Here is a 15863-nt window from a genome sequence, read left to right as displayed (position 1 = left end):
TGCGGCAGGGATGGAGAGTCGCGGTGAAGAAGACCTCGACCCGCTTGGCCGACGGTCGTGAGCTCATCTACTACGACCTGCGCGACGACGCGGTGCGCGACGCGGTGGACCGCCGCCCGCTGGAGCGCACGGTCACCACTTCGGAGGTACGCCGGGACCCGCTCCTCGGCGACTCGGTGGCGATCGCCTCGCACCGGCAGGGGCGCACCTACCACCCGCCGGCCGACGAGTGCCCCCTGTGCCCCTCCCAGGGCGAGCGGCTCAGCGAGATCCCGGACTCCACGTACGACGTGGTCGTCTTCGAGAACCGTTTCCCCTCCCTGGCCGGCGACTCCGGGCGCTGCGAGGTCGTCTGCTTCACCTCCGACCACAACGCCTCCTTCGCCGACCTCACCGAGGAGCAGGCACGGCTGGTGCTCGACGCGTGGACGGACCGGACGTCCGAGCTGTCGCATCTGCCCTCCGTGGATCAGATCTTCTGCTTCGAGAACCGCGGCGCCGAGATCGGCGTCACGCTGGGTCATCCTCACGGGCAGGTCTACGCCTACCCCTTCACCACGCCCCGCACCGCCCTGATGCTGCGCCAGGTGGCCGCCCACAAGGACGCCACCGGCGGGGAGAACCTCTTCGACGCCGTCCTGGAGCGTGAGCTCGCCGACGAGCGGGTCGTCCTGGAGGGTGAACACTGGGTGGCCTTCGTGCCGTACGCCGCGCACTGGCCGTACGAGGTGCACCTCTACCCCAAGCGCCGCGTCCCCGACCTGCTCGGCCTCGACGAGGCGGCGCGCACAGAGTTCCCCCAGGTCTACCTGGAACTCTTGAAGCGCTTCGACCGGATCTTCGGCGAGGGGGAGCCTCCGACGCCGTACATCGCCGCCTGGCACCAGGCGCCGTTCGGCCAGCTGGAGGAGTTCGACGGCGTCAACCGTGACGACTTCGCGCTGCACCTCGAGCTTTTCACCATCCGCCGCACCTCCGGCAAGCTGAAGTTCCTCGCGGGTTCCGAATCCGGCATGAGCGTGTTCATCAACGACGTGCCGCCGGAGCGCGCGGCCGAGCGACTGCGAGAGGTAGCGAGTTCATGAGCGGCAAGTACTTGGTCACGGGCGGCGCGGGGTACGTCGGCAGCGTGGTCGCCCAGCACCTGCTGGAGGCGGGGCACGAGGTCGTCGTCCTCGACAACCTGTCCACCGGCTTCCGCGCGGGCGTCCCGGCCGGCGCCTCCTTCGTCGAGGGCGACATCCGCGACGCCGCCAAGTGGCTCGACCCCTCCTTCGACGCCGTCCTCCACTTCGCCGCGTTCTCGCAGGTCGGCGAGTCGGTCGTGAAGCCGGAGAAGTACTGGGACAACAACGTCGGCGGCACCATGGCCCTCCTCGGCGCCCTGCGCGAGGCGGGCGTGCGCAAGCTGGTCTTCTCGTCGACCGCCGCCACCTACGGCGAGCCCGTCAGCACCCCGATCACCGAGACCGACCCCACCGCGCCGACCTCCCCCTACGGCGCCTCCAAGCTCGCCGTCGACCACATGATCACCGGCGAGGCCGCCGCTCACGGGCTCGGCGCCGTCTCCCTGCGCTACTTCAACGTGGCCGGCGCCTACGGAGCGTACGGCGAGCGCCACGACCCCGAGTCGCACCTCATCCCCCTGGTCCTCCAGGTCGCGCAGGGCCGCCGCGAGGCCATCTCCGTCTTCGGTGACGACTACCCGACCCCCGACGGCACCTGCATCCGCGACTACATTCACGTCGCCGACCTCGCCGAGGCCCACCTGCTCGCCGTCGACGCGGCCACCCCCGGCGAGCACCTCATCTGCAACCTCGGCAACGGCAACGGCTTCTCCGTCCGCGAGGTCATCGAGACCGTCCGCCAGGTCACCGGCCACCCGATCCCCGAGGTCGTGGCCCCGCGCCGCGGCGGCGACCCGGCGGTCCTGGTCGCCTCGGCGGCCACCGCCCGCGAGCGCCTCGGCTGGAACCCGTCCCGCGCGGACCTCGCGGGTATCGTCGCCGACGCGTGGGAGTTCACGCAGAAGACCGCAAGGGAGCAGTAGTGGGGGCACAGCAGACGCAGGACGTGCGGGACGGCTTCGCCGCGCTGTACGGGACCGAGCCCGAGGGGGTCTGGTCGGCGCCCGGCCGCGTCAACCTCATCGGCGAGCACACCGACTACAACGACGGCTTCGTGATGCCCTTCGCGCTGCCGCACACCGCGACCGCCGCGGTCTCCCGCCGCGACGACGGCCGGCTGCGCCTGCACTCGGCGGACGTCGAGGGCGGCGTCGTCGAGCTGGTGCTCGACGACCTCACCCCCGAGTCCGACCGGAACTGGACGGCGTACCCGGCGGGCGTGGTCTGGGCCCTGCGCGAGGCCGGCCACCCCGTCACCGGCGCCGACATCCACCTCACCTCGACGGTCCCCTCCGGCGCGGGCCTGTCCTCGTCGGCGGCCCTGGAGGTCGTCGTCGCCCTGGCCCTCAACGACCTGTACGACCTCGGCCTCCAGCGCTGGCAGCTCGCCCGCCTGTGCCAGCGCGCCGAGAACGTCTACGTCGGCGCCCCCACCGGGATCATGGACCAGACGGCGTCCGCCTGCTGCGAGGCCGGCCACGCCCTGTTCCTCGACACCCGCGACCTCTCCCAGAAGCAGATCCCCCTCGACCTGGCCGCCCTGGGACTGCGGCTGCTCGTCGTCGACACCCAGGTCAAGCACGCCCACAGCGACGGCGAGTACGGCAAGCGCCGCGCCGGCTGCGAGAAGGGCGCCGCCCTCCTCGGCGTCGACGCCCTCCGGGACATCCCCTACGCCGGCCTGGACCAGGCCCTGGCCCGCCTCGGGGACGAGGAGGAGGTCCGCCGCCTGGTCCGCCACGTGGTGACCGAGGACGAGCGCGTCGAGCGGGTCGTCTCCCTCCTGGAGTCGGGCGACCCCCGGGCGATCGGCCCGGTCCTCACCGAGGGCCACGCCTCCCTCCGCGACGACTTCCGCATCTCCTGCCCGGAACTCGACCTCGTCGTCGACACCGCCCTCGCCACCGGCGCCCTCGGCGCCCGCATGACCGGCGGCGGCTTCGGCGGCTCGGCCATCGTCCTCGCCGAGGCCACCGACGTCGACACGCTCACCAAAACCGTCCAGGAGGCCTTCGCCACGGCCGGCCACACGGCCCCGCGCGTCTTCGAGGCGGTCCCTTCGGCGGGCGCACGACGCCTGAGCTGACGCCCCCCGCCGGCCACGGCCCGCCCCGGCCCCGCACGCGAACGACACGTGCGGGGCCGGTGTCGTCGGTCCGAACGCCGTCAGCTGTCCTGGCGCGTCACCGTGAACGCCGCCGGGAGGCCGGCGGTGTCGGCGCAGCCGAGCGCGCGGGCCACGGCGAGGGATGCCGCGTGCAGGACGGTGAGGTTCTCCTGGCGGGTGGCCTCGGTGTCCTCGAGCGAGGTGCTCCGGTTGATGAGTTCGCCCTGGATCAGATGTTCCTCGCCGTCCTTGAAGAGGTCGCTGGAGCACTTGAGGAACACCACGGCGTTCCGCGCCCGCGCCAGTGCCGTCGCCGATCCCATCCGGTACCGGGTGAAGACGGAGGCGGGGTTCTCGGGCTCCGCGTCGACCAGGCCGTAGGCGACCGAGGTGCCGTTGGACGATCCGTCCGACGCGTCGTAGGCGCGGCAGAGTTCGTGGTCGTCCGTGGAGGCGCCGGTCGCCGTGGCGTCCGCCGCGAGGGCGTCCGCCGCCTCCTGCGGCCCGTCCTCGGAGCCCAGCGTCTCGTAGCCGTCCGCTCCGACGAGGTCGCGCAGGGAATCACGCGCGGCCTCGGTGAGAGCGGCACCGCACAACGTCCCGGACGCCGTCGTGGCGGACGCCGTCGCGCCGGTGGCCCCGTCCGTCGGTTCGCCGCCGCCGCAACCGGTCAGCGCGACGCCCAGCACGCACACCGCGAGTGCGGTCAGTGCCGGCTTCTGCTTGTGCATCGTGTCCACGCCGTTCCGCTCAGTCGTCCGTCTGGGGCCGGTAGCCCTGCTGGTTCTCGCGGTCCGTGCCCGTGCCGTAACCGCTCAGCCACGCCTCCTCGAGGTCCTGGCCGAAATCCCCGGTCCGGTCGATGCGGTGCTGCTGGACGAAGTGGTCCATGGGGACCTCGGCGTTCGCCTCACCCGCCCGGTAGATCGCCTGGCGCTGCTCCTGGATGTCGTCGCCGCTGTCCTTCTGGTTCGACTCCGTCCAGTCCCCGACGACATCGCCGATGGTCTGCTCCAGGGCTCCCTGCCCGGTGTCCATCACGATCGGCACGGCCGTGGCGACCAGGCCGACCGCCGCCACCTCGGGCAGCAGGGCGACGCCCGCCGCCACCGCGGCACCGGTGCCGAACTCCACCCAGCCGTTGCGCTTCTCCAGGGCTTCGTTGTACTCCTTGTCCGCCTTGAGGCCCTCCGCCTCCACCTGGTCGGCCCGGGACTGGTCCAGCATTCCCTGGATCTCGGCACCGGTGCGGACGGCTTCCCGCGCGTGCCCCTCGTTGATGGAACCGTCGGCGCCGACCTGGGCCTCCAGCATGCTGCTGGTGTAGATCTTGTCCGCGGCGGAGACATCGGCGTAGGCGTCGGGGTACTCGCCGATGATGCTCAGGAAGCCACGGGTGTCGTCGCGGCCGAACCGGGCGTGGTCGTCCGCGTCGCCCTGGGGCGCGTACAGGCTGTCCGACCGGTTCTTGTCCAGGCCCCAGCTGATGTCGTCGATGTACCCGGAGCCCATGCGGCCCAGGCTGTCCGACAGGATCTCCTGCTGCTTGGTGAGCTCGGGATCGGTGCCGTAGGTGCTGACCACCTGCTCCATGATGCGGGCCGAGGCGGCGTCCCGGTGCAGGGTCGGGTTGGGGTCGTCCCAGGCGTGCCCGAGGGTCGCCGACTCCAGGGCGTGCCCGAGCGCGTCCACCCCGTGGGGCTTGCTCACGGCGCCGAGGCTGTCGGCCGGCCACTGGAACTTCTTGTCGGTCAGTTCGTCGAAGTAGGTGTAGCCGAGGGTGGCGTCCTTGTCGACCGTGCCGTCGGTGCGGTAGACGTCCGGGTCCTCGTCGGAGAAGAACGCCTTGGACGCCTCCGGGCTGTGTCCCAGCGCCTCCAGGACGCTGGTCAGCGGATCGTATCCGGCGCCGACCTTGCCCGACGGGTTGTAGCCGTAGTCGAGGTCGATGCCTCCGGTGGCGGGCTTGGCCAGCGTGAAGAGGTTGGGCTGCGTGTGGTGGAGCTGGACGATGTGCTCGGCGATGGGTTTGATGAACCGGGTGTCGTAGTCGCCGTAGCGCAGGAGTCCGCCGAGCACCTGATAGCCGTACGGCTGGTTCAGCCCTGCCCGCGGTATGTTCAGCCGCTCGGCGCCCAGCTTGCGGAACTGGTCGCCCCAGCTGGACGACAGGTGCGTCTTGTTGTCCGGGTCGGTGGCCGTGGCCAGGGCCATGCCCATGCTCTGTTGGAAGTCCTTGGTCAGCGCGAGCCGGGCCTTGTCGCTGCCCGCGGTGCCGTCCAGGGCCATGGTCCCGTAGAACTCCAGCGCCTTCTCCGGGCCGCCCAGTCCCTGGTAGAACTCGGTCGCGAACTCGCCGTCCTTGTCCTGGCCGTTGAACTTCACCAGCCGGTTCAGCTCCGCGAGCTCGCTGTTCGTCATGTCCTCGCCCTTCTTGGCGAGCTCCAGCGCACGGTCGACCTGGGCGTCGTTCAGCGACTCGTACGAGGCGTGGCCCGCGTTGTACGGATCGTCGCCGTGGCTGCGCTTGAGCGCCAGCTTGACCGACTGGTCGATGTCGTTCGCGCGGCCGAGACTCGTACTGATCTCGTCCGCGTACTCCTGGCGCGCCGCCGGGTCGTCCTCCTTCTCGGGCGGGGTCCCGGGCGGGATGTACAGGGAGACCGAGACCGTGCAGTCACCGTTGTCGTGGACGGTGAAGCCCTTCTTGCCCGCCTCGTCCTCCAGGGAGTTCACCTTCTTCTGGAGCGCCACCAGTTCCCGGTGGGCGTCGTCGAGCACCTGGTAGATGCTGTCCGCCTCCGACAGGAGATCCGCGAACTCCTTGACGGTCTTCGTGACGAAGCCGCGTGTCACCGTGGCGTTCGCCCCGGCCCAGCGCGCGGTGTCCGACTTGGCCTGGAGGCCCTTCCTGGCGGCCTCCTCCAGGGTCGTCAGCTTGTCGACGGCGTTCTTCCAGTCCGACACGGCGGTCCCGAGTTTGCCGAGATCGACCGTCTTCAGGTCCGTGTAAGCCAGAGCCATGTCAGCCCCCCGTTACTTGAAGTACTCGTTGAGACGGGACACGGACAGGCCCGAGAGATCGGCCGCGATGGTCGTGTCGTTCTGGGCGTGCAGCTTCTTGCTGTAGTCGAGGTGGTTGGAGATGTGCGCGCAGGCCGTCAGCACCGACTTCACCTGGGTCGTCCAGACCTCCACGGTCGTCGCCAGCGCGGCGCCCATCACGAAGTTGCTGCTCTTCAGGGCGCTCGCCGCCTGGGCGGTCGACCCGTCGCCCTTGCCGTCGGCGCCGGCCCCGGCGATGTCCACGTCATCGTGCAGCCGGCCGTGGAGGACGAACGCCTCGTGCCCGACCGCGCCGAGGTCGTCCTGGTACGCGACGAGGTCGCCCTGGCCCCCGGCCGTACCGCCACCCGAGTCGGCGGGGTACTGGTTGAGACGCATGTGCGTCGCGTCACCGCTGCCCGTCTGCGACTTCAGCTCTTCCCATTCATCCCAAGCCATACCGTATTTCCCCCGTTACCTGGACGTTCGGTGTCCGACGGCAGTGAAGTTTGCCATGGCAACCTGTGTCCGGCCGGTTCACCCCAGCCGCTTCGTCAGCGTGAACTCCGTGTGCCCCGGCGGGTAGTCCTCGATCACGCACACCACCTCGTAGCCCTGCCGCCGGTAGAACTCCGGGGCCTGGAAGTCCCAGGTCTCCAGCCGTGCCCGGCGGCAGCCCCGCTGGTCCCGGGCGACGCGTTCGGCCTCCGTGAGCAGGCGGGTGCCCAGGCCCGTGCCGCGGTGGCGTTCGTCGACCCAGAGGTAGGTGACGTGCAGCCAGGCGGTCCAGGTGTGGCCGACGAGCCCGCCGGCCAGCTCGCCGGACCGGTCCGACGCCCAGACGTGGAGGGGGACCTCCCGCTCGGCGGGAGTGCCGCGCAGGGCGCGCAGGACGGGGGAGGCCACCGTGTTGCTGTCGCGGAGCCGTGAACGGAGAAGATCGCGCCGAGCCCTGTCGACTTCTGTCTCAAGACGAAACATGCGGCACACCATAAACGCGCAGGGCGGCCAGTTCTGTGAATTGCCTTCCGCTCGTCGCCCACAGCCCTACGCTGTGAGCAGCACCGGTGGGGGCCGGTGCTGATCAGGGGGCGAGACAGTCGGGTACGGCGCCCGCGGTGGGGGTATCGATGTCTGCACGGCGGCGGCCGTGCCATCGCACCACCCCGCGGGCGTCGTGCCCGCGCCGGTCGTCGTTCTCCGGACCTGGGGTATCCCCTGCTCCGTGAAGGAGCCTGGGGAAGGGGGTTTCGTGGTTCGCATCCGTGTTCTGGTCGTCGACGACCACCGTATCTTCGCCGAGTCGCTCGCCGCCGCCCTGGCCGCCGAGCCCGACGTCGACGTCTCCGCGGCCGGCAGCGGCCCGGCGGCCCTGCGCAGCCTGGAGCGCGCGGCCGCCGAGGGACGCCGCTACGACGTGCTGCTCGTCGATGCCGATCTGGGCGGCCACCTGCCGGGCGTACGGTCCGCGGTGCCCGTGCAGGAGGTGGGGGAGGACGGGCTCGTCGACGGGATCACGCTCGTGGCGGGGGTCCGCGGCGCCCAGCCGCACGTCCGGGTCGTCGTCCTCGCCGAGAAGGACGACCCGCGCCGCGCCGCCCTCGCCCTACAGGCCGGGGCGTCCGGCTGGGTCGCGAAGGACTGCTCGCTGTCGCGGCTGCTCACCGTCATCCGCGGGGTGCTGCGCGAGGAGACGCACCTGCCGCCCGCCCTGCTCACGGGCGTGCTCAAGGAGCTGACCGCCGCCCGCAAGCACCGCACCGAGAGCGAGCGGCTCGTGGAGTCCCTCACCCCGCGCGAGCGGGAGGTGCTGCGCTGCATGGTCGCGGGCCTGGGACGGAAGGCCGTCGCCGAGCGGCTGTTCCTCTCCCCGCACACCGTCCGCACCCACATGCAGAACGTCCTCGGCAAACTGGGCGTGCACTCCACCCTGGCCGCCGTCGCCCTCGCCCGCCGGGCGGGAGTCGGTCCCGTGGACCTGGGACCGGCCGGGCGCATCCGGCAGGAGGAGACCAACAGCGCCTGATCGGCTCGCAGGAGCCGCCGGGTCGGTCCCCGGTCACCTCACGAACAGCCGTCGGCCCGTCCCCGCTCACCTCGCCACAGCCGCAGGACCACAGGAACTTTCTCCGGTCATCTCGCGTGAGCCGCCGGGTCGGTCTCCGGTCATCTCACGCGGTCCCCGGGGCCCGTCTCCGGCCGTGATCCGTGCGTCAGGCCCTCAGCCGTGCGCCGGTTCCTCAGCCCGTGCGTCAGGCCCTCAGCCGTGCGCCGGTTCCTCAGCCCGTGCGTCAGGCCCTCAGCCGTGCGCCGGTTCCTCAGCCCGTGCGCCAGGCCCTCAGTCCGTGCGCCGGTTCCTCAGTGCGTGCGCCGGACCTTCAGCCGGGGATGTTGTCGAACGGGGCGGTCAGCTGGCGCAGCAGCCCGGCCAGTTCGCCGCGCTGGGCGTGGGACAGCTCGGCCAGGATCGCCCGCTCCTGGTCGAGGAGCCCGGCCAGCGCCTGGTCGGCGCGGTCCTTGCCGTCGTCCGTGAGGCGCACCAGCACACCGCGCCGGTCGCTCGGATCGGGCAGCCGCTCGACCAGGCCCTTCTTCGCCAGGCGGTCGATGCGGTTCGTCATCGTGCCCGACGTGACCAGCGTCTGGGTCAGCAACTGCCCCGGCGACAGCTGATACGGCTCCCCCGCCCGGCGGAGGGCCGTCAGCACGTCGAACTCCCACGGCTCCAACTGGTGCTCGGAGAACGCCAGACGGCGTGCCCGGTCCAGATGCCGGGCCAGCCTGCTCACCCGGCTGAGCACTTCCAGCGGCTCCACGTCGAGGTCCGGGCGCTCCCGGCGCCACGCTGCGACCAGCCGATCGACCTCGTCCTCCATGACGATCAGTGTAGTGGTTGTGTCGACATGAAGTCTCTTGGTGTCGAGTATCTTGATATCAAGCTAACTGGTGGGGGAAAGTGACGGACATGACCCCCAACCCCTCCTGGGACCCCGCCCAGTACCTGCGCCACGCCGGCCACCGCGCCCGCCCCTTCACCGACCTCCTCGCCCACGTCCCCGACCTGCCCGGCGACCCGCCCCGCATCGCCGACCTCGGCTGCGGCCCCGGTCACCTCACCGCCGTCCTCGCCGACCGCTGGTCCACCGCCCGCGTCACCGGCTACGACAACTCCCCCCGCATGCTCGACCGCGCCCGGACCCACGCGGGCGCACGCCTCGACTTCGCGCACGCCGACCTCACCACCTGGACACCGTCCGAGACGTACGACCTGATCGTCTCCAACGCGGCCCTCCAGTGGGTCCCCGGCCACCTCGACGCCTTCCCCACCTGGCTCGACGGCATCGCCCCCGGCGGCACCTTCGCCTTCCAGGTCCCCCACAACCTCGACGCGCCCCTGCACGCCCTCATGCGTGAACTCGGCGACTCCCCCCGCTGGAAAGCCCGCGTCGGCCACGCCCTGCGCCCCGTGGACTCCGTCCACGCCCCCGGCGTCTACCTCGACCGGCTCGCCCGCCTCGGCTGCGCCACCGACGTCTGGACGACGACGTACCACCACGTCCTGACCGGCGAGGACCCCGTCCTCGACTGGGTCAAGGGCACCGGCCTGCGCCCCGCCCTCGACGCCCTCGCCGACGACCCCGACGCCCGCGACGCCTTCGTCACCGACTACCGCGACCTGCTGCGCACGGCCTACCCCCGCCACCCCTACGGCACGGTCCTGCCCTTCCGCCGCCTGTTCGCCGTCGCCCGCAAGGCGGTATGACCCCCTCTCCGCCCTCCATGTCTCCGCCCGGTGTTTGAACCCCGGCCCACGGGTCACCCGCAGTGATGAGACAGACCGCAGACCTGACTGGGAGTGATGGACAGTGGCAGGCGAGCAGAAGTCCAAGGCGAAGATGGAGCAGGCCAAGGGCAAGGCCAAGGAAACGGTCGGCCGTGCCGTGGGCAACGAGCGGATGGAGGCCGAGGGCCGCGCCGAGCAGGCGAAGGGCGACGCCCGCCAGTCCAAGGAGAAGGCGAAGGACGTCTTCAAGCGCTGATCCGCGGCGACCGCGACCCACACAGGGTGCACGCATGCGCGAGGGGCCCCGTCCAGCGGACGGGGCCCCTCACACGTGTCAGCTCCCGCGGGTCAGCTCTTGCGATGCCCTATCAGCCGAGGCTTCTGCTCCAGGCCGTCCAGCCCGTGCCACGCCAGGTTCACCAGGTGCGCCGCGACCTCCGCCTTCTTCGGACGGCGCACGTCCAGCCACCACTGGCCGGTCAGGGCCACCATCCCCACCAGCGCCTGCGCGTACAGCGGCGCCAGCTTCGGGTCGAAGCCGCGGCTCTTGAACTCGCGCCCCAGGATGTCCTCCACCTGTGTGGCGATGTCCGAGATGAGCGAGGCGAAGGAACCCGTGGACTGGGGGATCGGGGAGTCCCGGACCAGGATGCGGAAACCGTCCGTGTACTCCTCGATGTAGTCCAGGAGCGCGAAGGCGGCCTGCTCGCACAGCTCACGCGGGTGCCCGGCGGTCAGGGAGCCGGTCACCATGTCCAGCAGCCGCCGCATCTCGCGGTCCACGACCACCGCGTACAGGCCCTCCTTGCCGCCGAAGTGCTCGTACACCACCGGCTTGGACACCCCGGCCTTCGCCGCGATCTCCTCCACCGACGTGCCCTCGAAACCCTTCGCCGCGAAGAGGGTGCGACCGATCTCCAGCAGCTGCTGGCGGCGCTCGGCACCGGTCATCCGGGTGCGACGCGCTCGCCGCGGCTTCTCATTGCTCGGGGTACTGCTGGAGTCGGTCGCCACGGCGTCCATCATGCCGCGTCGGCGGTCACCTTCCGGCGCCGGGAGCCGCCCCCGCCCGTGTTCCGGCGGGAATCGATACGCGAGCGTGACGGCCAGCGCACGTCGTAGGCCCAGCCGAGCGCCTCGAACCAGCGGATGAACCGCGCCGACGAGTCCAGCTGCCAGCGCTCCACCCCGTGCCGCGCCGACGTCGGATCGGCGTGGTGCAGGTTGTGCCAGGACTCACCGCACGACAGGACCGCCAGCCACCACACGTTGCCCGACCGGTCGCGCGACCTGAACGGCCGCTTGCCCACCGCGTGACAGATCGAGTTGATCGACCACGTCACGTGATGCAGCAGCGCCACCCGCACCAGCGAGCCCCAGAAGAACCCGGTGAACGCGCCCCACCAGGACATCGTCACCAGCCCGCCGATCAGCGCCGGCAGCGAGAGCGACACCGCCGTCCACAGCACGAACTGGCGGGAGATCGCCCGGATCGCCCCGTCCTTGATCAGATCCGGCGCGTACTTGTCCTGCGGCGTCTGCTCCTCGTCGAACATCCAGCCGATGTGCGCCCACCACAGGCCCTTCATCAGCGCCGGCACCGTCTCCCCGAACCGCCACGGCGAATGCGGGTCGCCCTCCGCGTCGGAGAACCTGTGGTGCTTGCGGTGGTCGGCCACCCACCGCACCACCGGACCCTCCACCGCCATCGATCCCATGATCGCCAACGCGATCCGCAGGGGCCGCCTGGCCTTGAAGGAGCCGTGCGTGAAATACCGGTGGAAGCCGATCGTGATGCCGTGGCATCCAAGGAAGTAGAAGAAGACCAGCAGACCGAGGTCCAGCCAGCTCACCCCCCACCCCCACGCCAGCGGCACCGCCGCCAGCAGGGCCAGGAACGGGACGGTGATGAAGAGCAGCAGCGTGATCTGCTCGATCGAACGCTTCTGCTCGCCACCCAGCGTGGCGGAGAGCGCGGAGGAGCCGCCGGGCGTCGTGGAAGGGTCTTCGATCACGTCGGAGCTTGTGGTCATGCGCGTCCCCTGTGGAGTCGTGGACGGTGAGGCAGAAGCCGAGACGGCAACCGCGCCGAACTTCCTACGGTTCCGTAACCTACGGCATCGTAAGTATCGCAGTGCGCAACCCGGCGGCAAGAGCCCGCCAGCCTGCGCGTCCGCACGGACACCTATCCTTGGAGACGGTCGGACAGCGCGGTCCGCTCTGACTTACTTCCCCGATGCCCGGACCGTAAGCGGCAGCACCGCCCGGTCCGGCCTGACGGGTTCCCTCCCGGACGAGCTTCAACACTGCAAGGAGCCGCACCTGTGAGCAGTGCCGACGACCAGACGACGACCAGCACCGAGCTGCGCGCCGACATCCGCCGACTGGGTGACCTCCTCGGTGAGACCCTCGTCCGGCAGGAGGGCCCAGAGCTCCTCGAGCTGGTAGAGAAGGTCCGCCGCCTCACCCGAGAGGACGGCGAGGCCGCCGCCGAGCTGCTGCGCGGCACCGAACTGGAGACCGCGGCCAAGCTGGTCCGCGCCTTCTCCACCTACTTCCACCTGGCCAACGTCACCGAGCAGGTCCACCGCGGCCGCGAACTGCGCGCCAAGCGCGCCGCCGAGGGCGGCCTGCTCGCCCGCACCGCCGACCGCCTCAAGGACGCCGACCCCGAGCACATCCGCGAGACGGTCCGCCACCTCAACGTCCGCCCCGTCTTCACGGCCCACCCCACCGAGGCCGCCCGCCGGTCGGTGCTCAACAAGCTCCGGCGCATCGCCGCGCTCCTGGAGACCCCGGTCATCGAGTCCGACCGCCGCCGCCACGACACCCGGCTGGCCGAGAACATCGACCTCGTCTGGCAGACCGACGAACTGCGCGTCGTCCGCCCCGAACCCGCCGACGAGGCCCGCAACGCCATCTACTACCTCGACGAACTCCACGCGGGCGCCGTCGGCGACGTCCTGGAGGACCTCACCGCCGAACTCGAACGCGTCGGCGTCACCCTCCCGGACGACACCCGCCCGCTGACGTTCGGCACCTGGATCGGCGGCGACCGCGACGGCAACCCCAACGTCACCCCCCAGGTCACCTGGGACGTCCTCATCCTCCAGCACGAACACGGCATCAACGACGCCCTGGAGATGATCGACGAACTCCGCGGCTTCCTCTCCAACTCCATCCGCTACACCGGCGCGACGGAGGAACTCCTGGAGTCACTGAAGGCCGACCTCGAACGCCTGCCCGAGATCAGCCCCCGCTACAAGCGACTCAACGCCGAAGAGCCCTACCGCCTCAAGGCCACCTGCATCCGGCAGAAGCTCGAGAACACCAAGCAGCGCCTCGCCACCGGCACCCCCCACGAGCCCGGCCACGACTACCTCGGCACCAGCGAACTCCTGGCGGACCTCACCCTCGTCCAGAGCTCCCTGCGCGAGCACCGCGGCGCCCTCTTCGCCGACGGCCGCATGAACCGCACCATCCGCACCCTCGCCGCCTTCGGCCTCCAGCTCGCCACCATGGACGTCCGCGAACACGCCGACGCCCACCACCACGCCCTCGGCCAGCTCTTCGACCGCCTCGGCGAGGAATCCTGGCGGTACGCGGACATGCCCCGCGAATACCGCACCAAGCTCCTCGCCAAGGAACTGCGCTCACGACGGCCGCTGGCCGGCACCCCGGCCCCCGTCGACGCCGCCGGCGAGAAGACCCTCGGCGTCTTCCTCACCGTCAAGCGCGCCCTGGAGGTCTTCGGACCCGAGGTCATCGAGTCCTACATCATCTCCATGTGCCAGGGCGCCGACGACGTCTTCGCCGCCGCCGTCCTCGCCCGCGAGGCCGGCCTGGTCGACCTGCACGCCGGCTGGGCCAAGATCGGCATCGTCCCGCTGCTGGAGACCACCGACGAACTCAAGGCCGCCGACACCATCCTGGAGGACATGCTCTCCGACCCGTCGTACCGCCGCCTGGTGGCGCTGCGCGGCGACGTCCAGGAGGTCATGCTCGGCTACTCCGACTCCTCCAAGTTCGGCGGCATCACCACCAGCCAGTGGGAGATCCACCGCGCCCAGCGCCGCCTGCGCGACGTCGCCCACCGCTACGGCGTCCGCCTCCGCCTCTTCCACGGCCGCGGCGGCACCGTCGGCCGCGGCGGCGGCCCCTCCCACGACGCCATCCTCGCCCAGCCCTGGGGCACCCTCGAAGGCGAGATCAAGGTCACCGAACAGGGCGAGGTCATCTCCGACAAGTACCTCATCCCGTCCCTGGCCAGGGAAAACCTGGAACTGACCGTCGCGGCCACCCTCCAGGCCTCCGCCCTGCACACCGCCCCCCGCCAGTCCGACGAAGCCCTCGCCCGCTGGGACGCCGCCATGGACGTCGCCAGCGACGCCGCCCACGCCGCCTACCGCAGGCTCGTCGAGGACCCGGACCTGCCGACGTACTTCCTCGCGTCGACGCCGGTGGACCAGCTCGCCGACCTGCACCTGGGCTCCCGGCCCTCCCGCCGCCCCGGCTCCGGCGTCTCGCTCGACGGCCTGCGCGCCATCCCGTGGGTGTTCGGCTGGACCCAGTCCCGCCAGATCGTCCCCGGCTGGTTCGGCGTCGGCTCCGGCCTCAAGGCCCTGCGCGAGGCGGGCCTGGACACCGTGCTCGACGAGATGCACGAACAGTGGCACTTCTTCCGCAACTTCATCTCCAACGTCGAGATGACCCTCGCCAAGACCGACCTGCGCATCGCCCGCCACTACGTCGACACCCTCGTCCCCGACGAGCTCAAGCACGTCTTCGACACCATCGAGGCCGAACACGAGCTCACCGTCGCCGAGGTCATGAAGATCACCGGCGAACGGGAACTGCTGGACGCCCAGCCCGTCCTCCAGCAGACCTTCGCCATCCGCGACGCCTACCTGGACCCCATCTCCTACCTCCAGGTCGCCCTGCTCAAGCGCCAGCGCGACGCCGCGGCCGCCGGCGAGGAACCCGACCCCCTCCTCGCCCGCGCCCTCCTCCTCACCGTCAACGGCGTCGCCGCCGGCCTGCGCAACACCGGCTGACCCGCACCACCCGCACGAAGGGCGCCCCCGAGGCCGTACGACCCCGGAGGCGCCCTTCGCCGTACCCGCACCCCCACACCCCGGGACACCCACGCCCCCGCGCGCTCAGACCGCCAGGAACGCCGCCGACAACAACGCCACCCCCGACCCCGCCAGCACCCACCCCACCCGCGAACGCCCCAGCCCGCCCGCCACCACCACCGACGCCAGCAGCAGCGCACCCCCCAGCGGCACCCACGCGTACAGCACCCCCGCCGGACCCGACCGCACCACCTCGTCACTGTCCGGCTTGACCACCACCGTGTACGTCCGGCCCTTCCGCACGGCCACCGACTTCTCGATCACCACCCGCGCCCGCGCCGTCGACCCCGCCGACAACGGCGTGTACGGCCCCGAACACGACTCCTCACCGCACCGGGCCACCACGATCGTGCCCTGCTCCCGCCCCTTCGTCAGCATCACGTGCTGCGCCGTCCCCCACGACCCCCACACCCCCGCGACCAGGATGAGCACGGCGACCGCGCCCATCGCCGCCAGCCGGCCGAACCGCAGCGCGACGAGCGAAGCCGGACGGGAGACCGGACGGGACGCCGGACGGGCCGGCCCCCGGCCCTTACGGGACGGCGCCCGGCCCTTGGGCGACGACCCCCGGTGCGACCGCGCCCGACGGGACGATGCGGCTGTGACAGGCATGGCGAGGATCATTGGCCATGCCTGAACGGCCCGTCAACCTCCACCGTACGAAC

General features: G+C 71.2%; 15 protein-coding genes. 7 read left to right on the top strand and 8 right to left on the bottom strand.

The window, feature by feature from the left end; genetic code table 11:
• Window positions 1-23 precede the first annotated feature (23 nt).
• From galT to galK, 3 genes are read left to right on the top strand one after another with little or no spacing between them, the layout of a single operon-like run.
• Window positions 24-1085 carry a galactose-1-phosphate uridylyltransferase gene (gene galT / locus ACIP67_RS25640; protein ID WP_401694984.1) on the top strand — a complete coding sequence of 354 codons (1062 nt, stop codon included), beginning with the start codon at window positions 24-26 and terminating at the stop codon, window positions 1083-1085.
• Window positions 1082-2050 carry a UDP-glucose 4-epimerase GalE gene (gene galE, locus ACIP67_RS25635; RefSeq protein WP_401694982.1) on the top strand — a complete coding sequence of 323 codons (969 nt, stop codon included), beginning with the start codon at window positions 1082-1084 and terminating at the stop codon, window positions 2048-2050. Before galT ends, galE begins: the two co-directional genes overlap by 4 nt.
• The gene (galK, locus tag ACIP67_RS25630) at window positions 2050-3213 is read left to right on the top strand and encodes a galactokinase (RefSeq protein WP_401694980.1); all 1164 of its coding nucleotides are present in this window, start codon (window positions 2050-2052) and stop codon (window positions 3211-3213) included. The genes galE and galK overlap by 1 nt, the downstream gene beginning before the upstream one ends.
• A gap of 80 nt (window positions 3214-3293) precedes the next feature.
• Here the strand turns inward: galK and ACIP67_RS25625 are convergent, their stop codons facing one another.
• The 4 genes from ACIP67_RS25625 to ACIP67_RS25610 form a co-directional block, all read right to left on the bottom strand.
• Window positions 3294-3974 (bottom strand): hypothetical protein, encoded by a 681-nt coding sequence (locus tag ACIP67_RS25625; protein ID WP_401694978.1) that lies wholly within the window; start codon window positions 3972-3974, stop codon window positions 3294-3296.
• A gap of 10 nt (window positions 3975-3984) precedes the next feature.
• Window positions 3985-6258, bottom strand: a complete 2274-nt coding sequence (locus tag ACIP67_RS25620) for a hypothetical protein (protein WP_401694976.1) — start codon at window positions 6256-6258, stop codon at window positions 3985-3987.
• A gap of 12 nt (window positions 6259-6270) precedes the next feature.
• Window positions 6271-6738 carry a hypothetical protein gene (locus ACIP67_RS25615; RefSeq protein ID WP_401694974.1) on the bottom strand — a complete coding sequence of 156 codons (468 nt, stop codon included), beginning with the start codon at window positions 6736-6738 and terminating at the stop codon, window positions 6271-6273.
• Between the two features lie 78 nt (window positions 6739-6816).
• Window positions 6817-7272 carry a GNAT family N-acetyltransferase gene (locus ACIP67_RS25610; protein WP_401694972.1) on the bottom strand — a complete coding sequence of 152 codons (456 nt, stop codon included), beginning with the start codon at window positions 7270-7272 and terminating at the stop codon, window positions 6817-6819.
• A 259-nt stretch (window positions 7273-7531) separates the two neighbouring features.
• Here ACIP67_RS25610 and ACIP67_RS25605 point away from each other — a divergent pair, with 259 nt between their 5' ends.
• Window positions 7532-8305, top strand: a complete 774-nt coding sequence (locus tag ACIP67_RS25605) for a LuxR C-terminal-related transcriptional regulator (protein ID WP_389522237.1) — start codon at window positions 7532-7534, stop codon at window positions 8303-8305.
• Window positions 8306-8657: 352 nt separating this feature from the next.
• Here the strand turns inward: ACIP67_RS25605 and ACIP67_RS25600 are convergent, their stop codons facing one another.
• A complete protein-coding gene (locus ACIP67_RS25600; protein ID WP_388752150.1) occupies window positions 8658-9155 on the bottom strand; it encodes a MarR family winged helix-turn-helix transcriptional regulator in 498 nt (165 codons plus the stop codon).
• Window positions 9156-9244: 89 nt separating this feature from the next.
• Here ACIP67_RS25600 and ACIP67_RS25595 point away from each other — a divergent pair, with 89 nt between their 5' ends.
• Together ACIP67_RS25595 and ACIP67_RS25590 are read left to right on the top strand one after the other, a co-directional pair.
• Window positions 9245-10042: a trans-aconitate 2-methyltransferase gene (locus ACIP67_RS25595; protein ID WP_401694969.1), complete on the top strand. Its 798-nt coding sequence runs from the start codon at window positions 9245-9247 to the stop codon at window positions 10040-10042.
• A 103-nt stretch (window positions 10043-10145) separates the two neighbouring features.
• The gene (locus ACIP67_RS25590; protein ID WP_352247780.1) at window positions 10146-10319 is read left to right on the top strand and encodes a CsbD family protein; all 174 of its coding nucleotides are present in this window, start codon (window positions 10146-10148) and stop codon (window positions 10317-10319) included.
• 92 nt (window positions 10320-10411) lie between these two features.
• Here ACIP67_RS25590 and ACIP67_RS25585 read toward each other — a convergent pair whose 3' ends face one another.
• A complete protein-coding gene (locus tag ACIP67_RS25585) occupies window positions 10412-11089 on the bottom strand; it encodes a TetR family transcriptional regulator (RefSeq protein ID WP_385067550.1) in 678 nt (225 codons plus the stop codon).
• Window positions 11086-12096: an acyl-CoA desaturase gene (locus ACIP67_RS25580; protein ID WP_401694966.1), complete on the bottom strand. Its 1011-nt coding sequence runs from the start codon at window positions 12094-12096 to the stop codon at window positions 11086-11088. Before ACIP67_RS25580 ends, ACIP67_RS25585 begins: the two co-directional genes overlap by 4 nt.
• 291 nt (window positions 12097-12387) lie before the next feature.
• On the opposite strand from ACIP67_RS25580, the gene ppc reads away from it, so the two are divergent.
• On the top strand, window positions 12388-15117 hold the full coding sequence (ppc, locus tag ACIP67_RS25575) for a phosphoenolpyruvate carboxylase (RefSeq protein WP_401694964.1): 2730 nt from the start codon (window positions 12388-12390) through the stop codon (window positions 15115-15117).
• 105 nt (window positions 15118-15222) lie between these two features.
• Here ppc and ACIP67_RS25570 read toward each other — a convergent pair whose 3' ends face one another.
• A complete protein-coding gene (locus tag ACIP67_RS25570; protein WP_401694962.1) occupies window positions 15223-15810 on the bottom strand; it encodes a hypothetical protein in 588 nt (195 codons plus the stop codon).
• Window positions 15811-15863: the final 53 nt, after the last annotated feature.

Source organism: Streptomyces sp. NPDC088812 (assembly GCF_044750285.1).
Lineage (GTDB): Bacteria > Actinomycetota > Actinomycetes > Streptomycetales > Streptomycetaceae > Streptomyces.
This window is presented reverse-complemented; position numbering and strand designations above follow the sequence as displayed.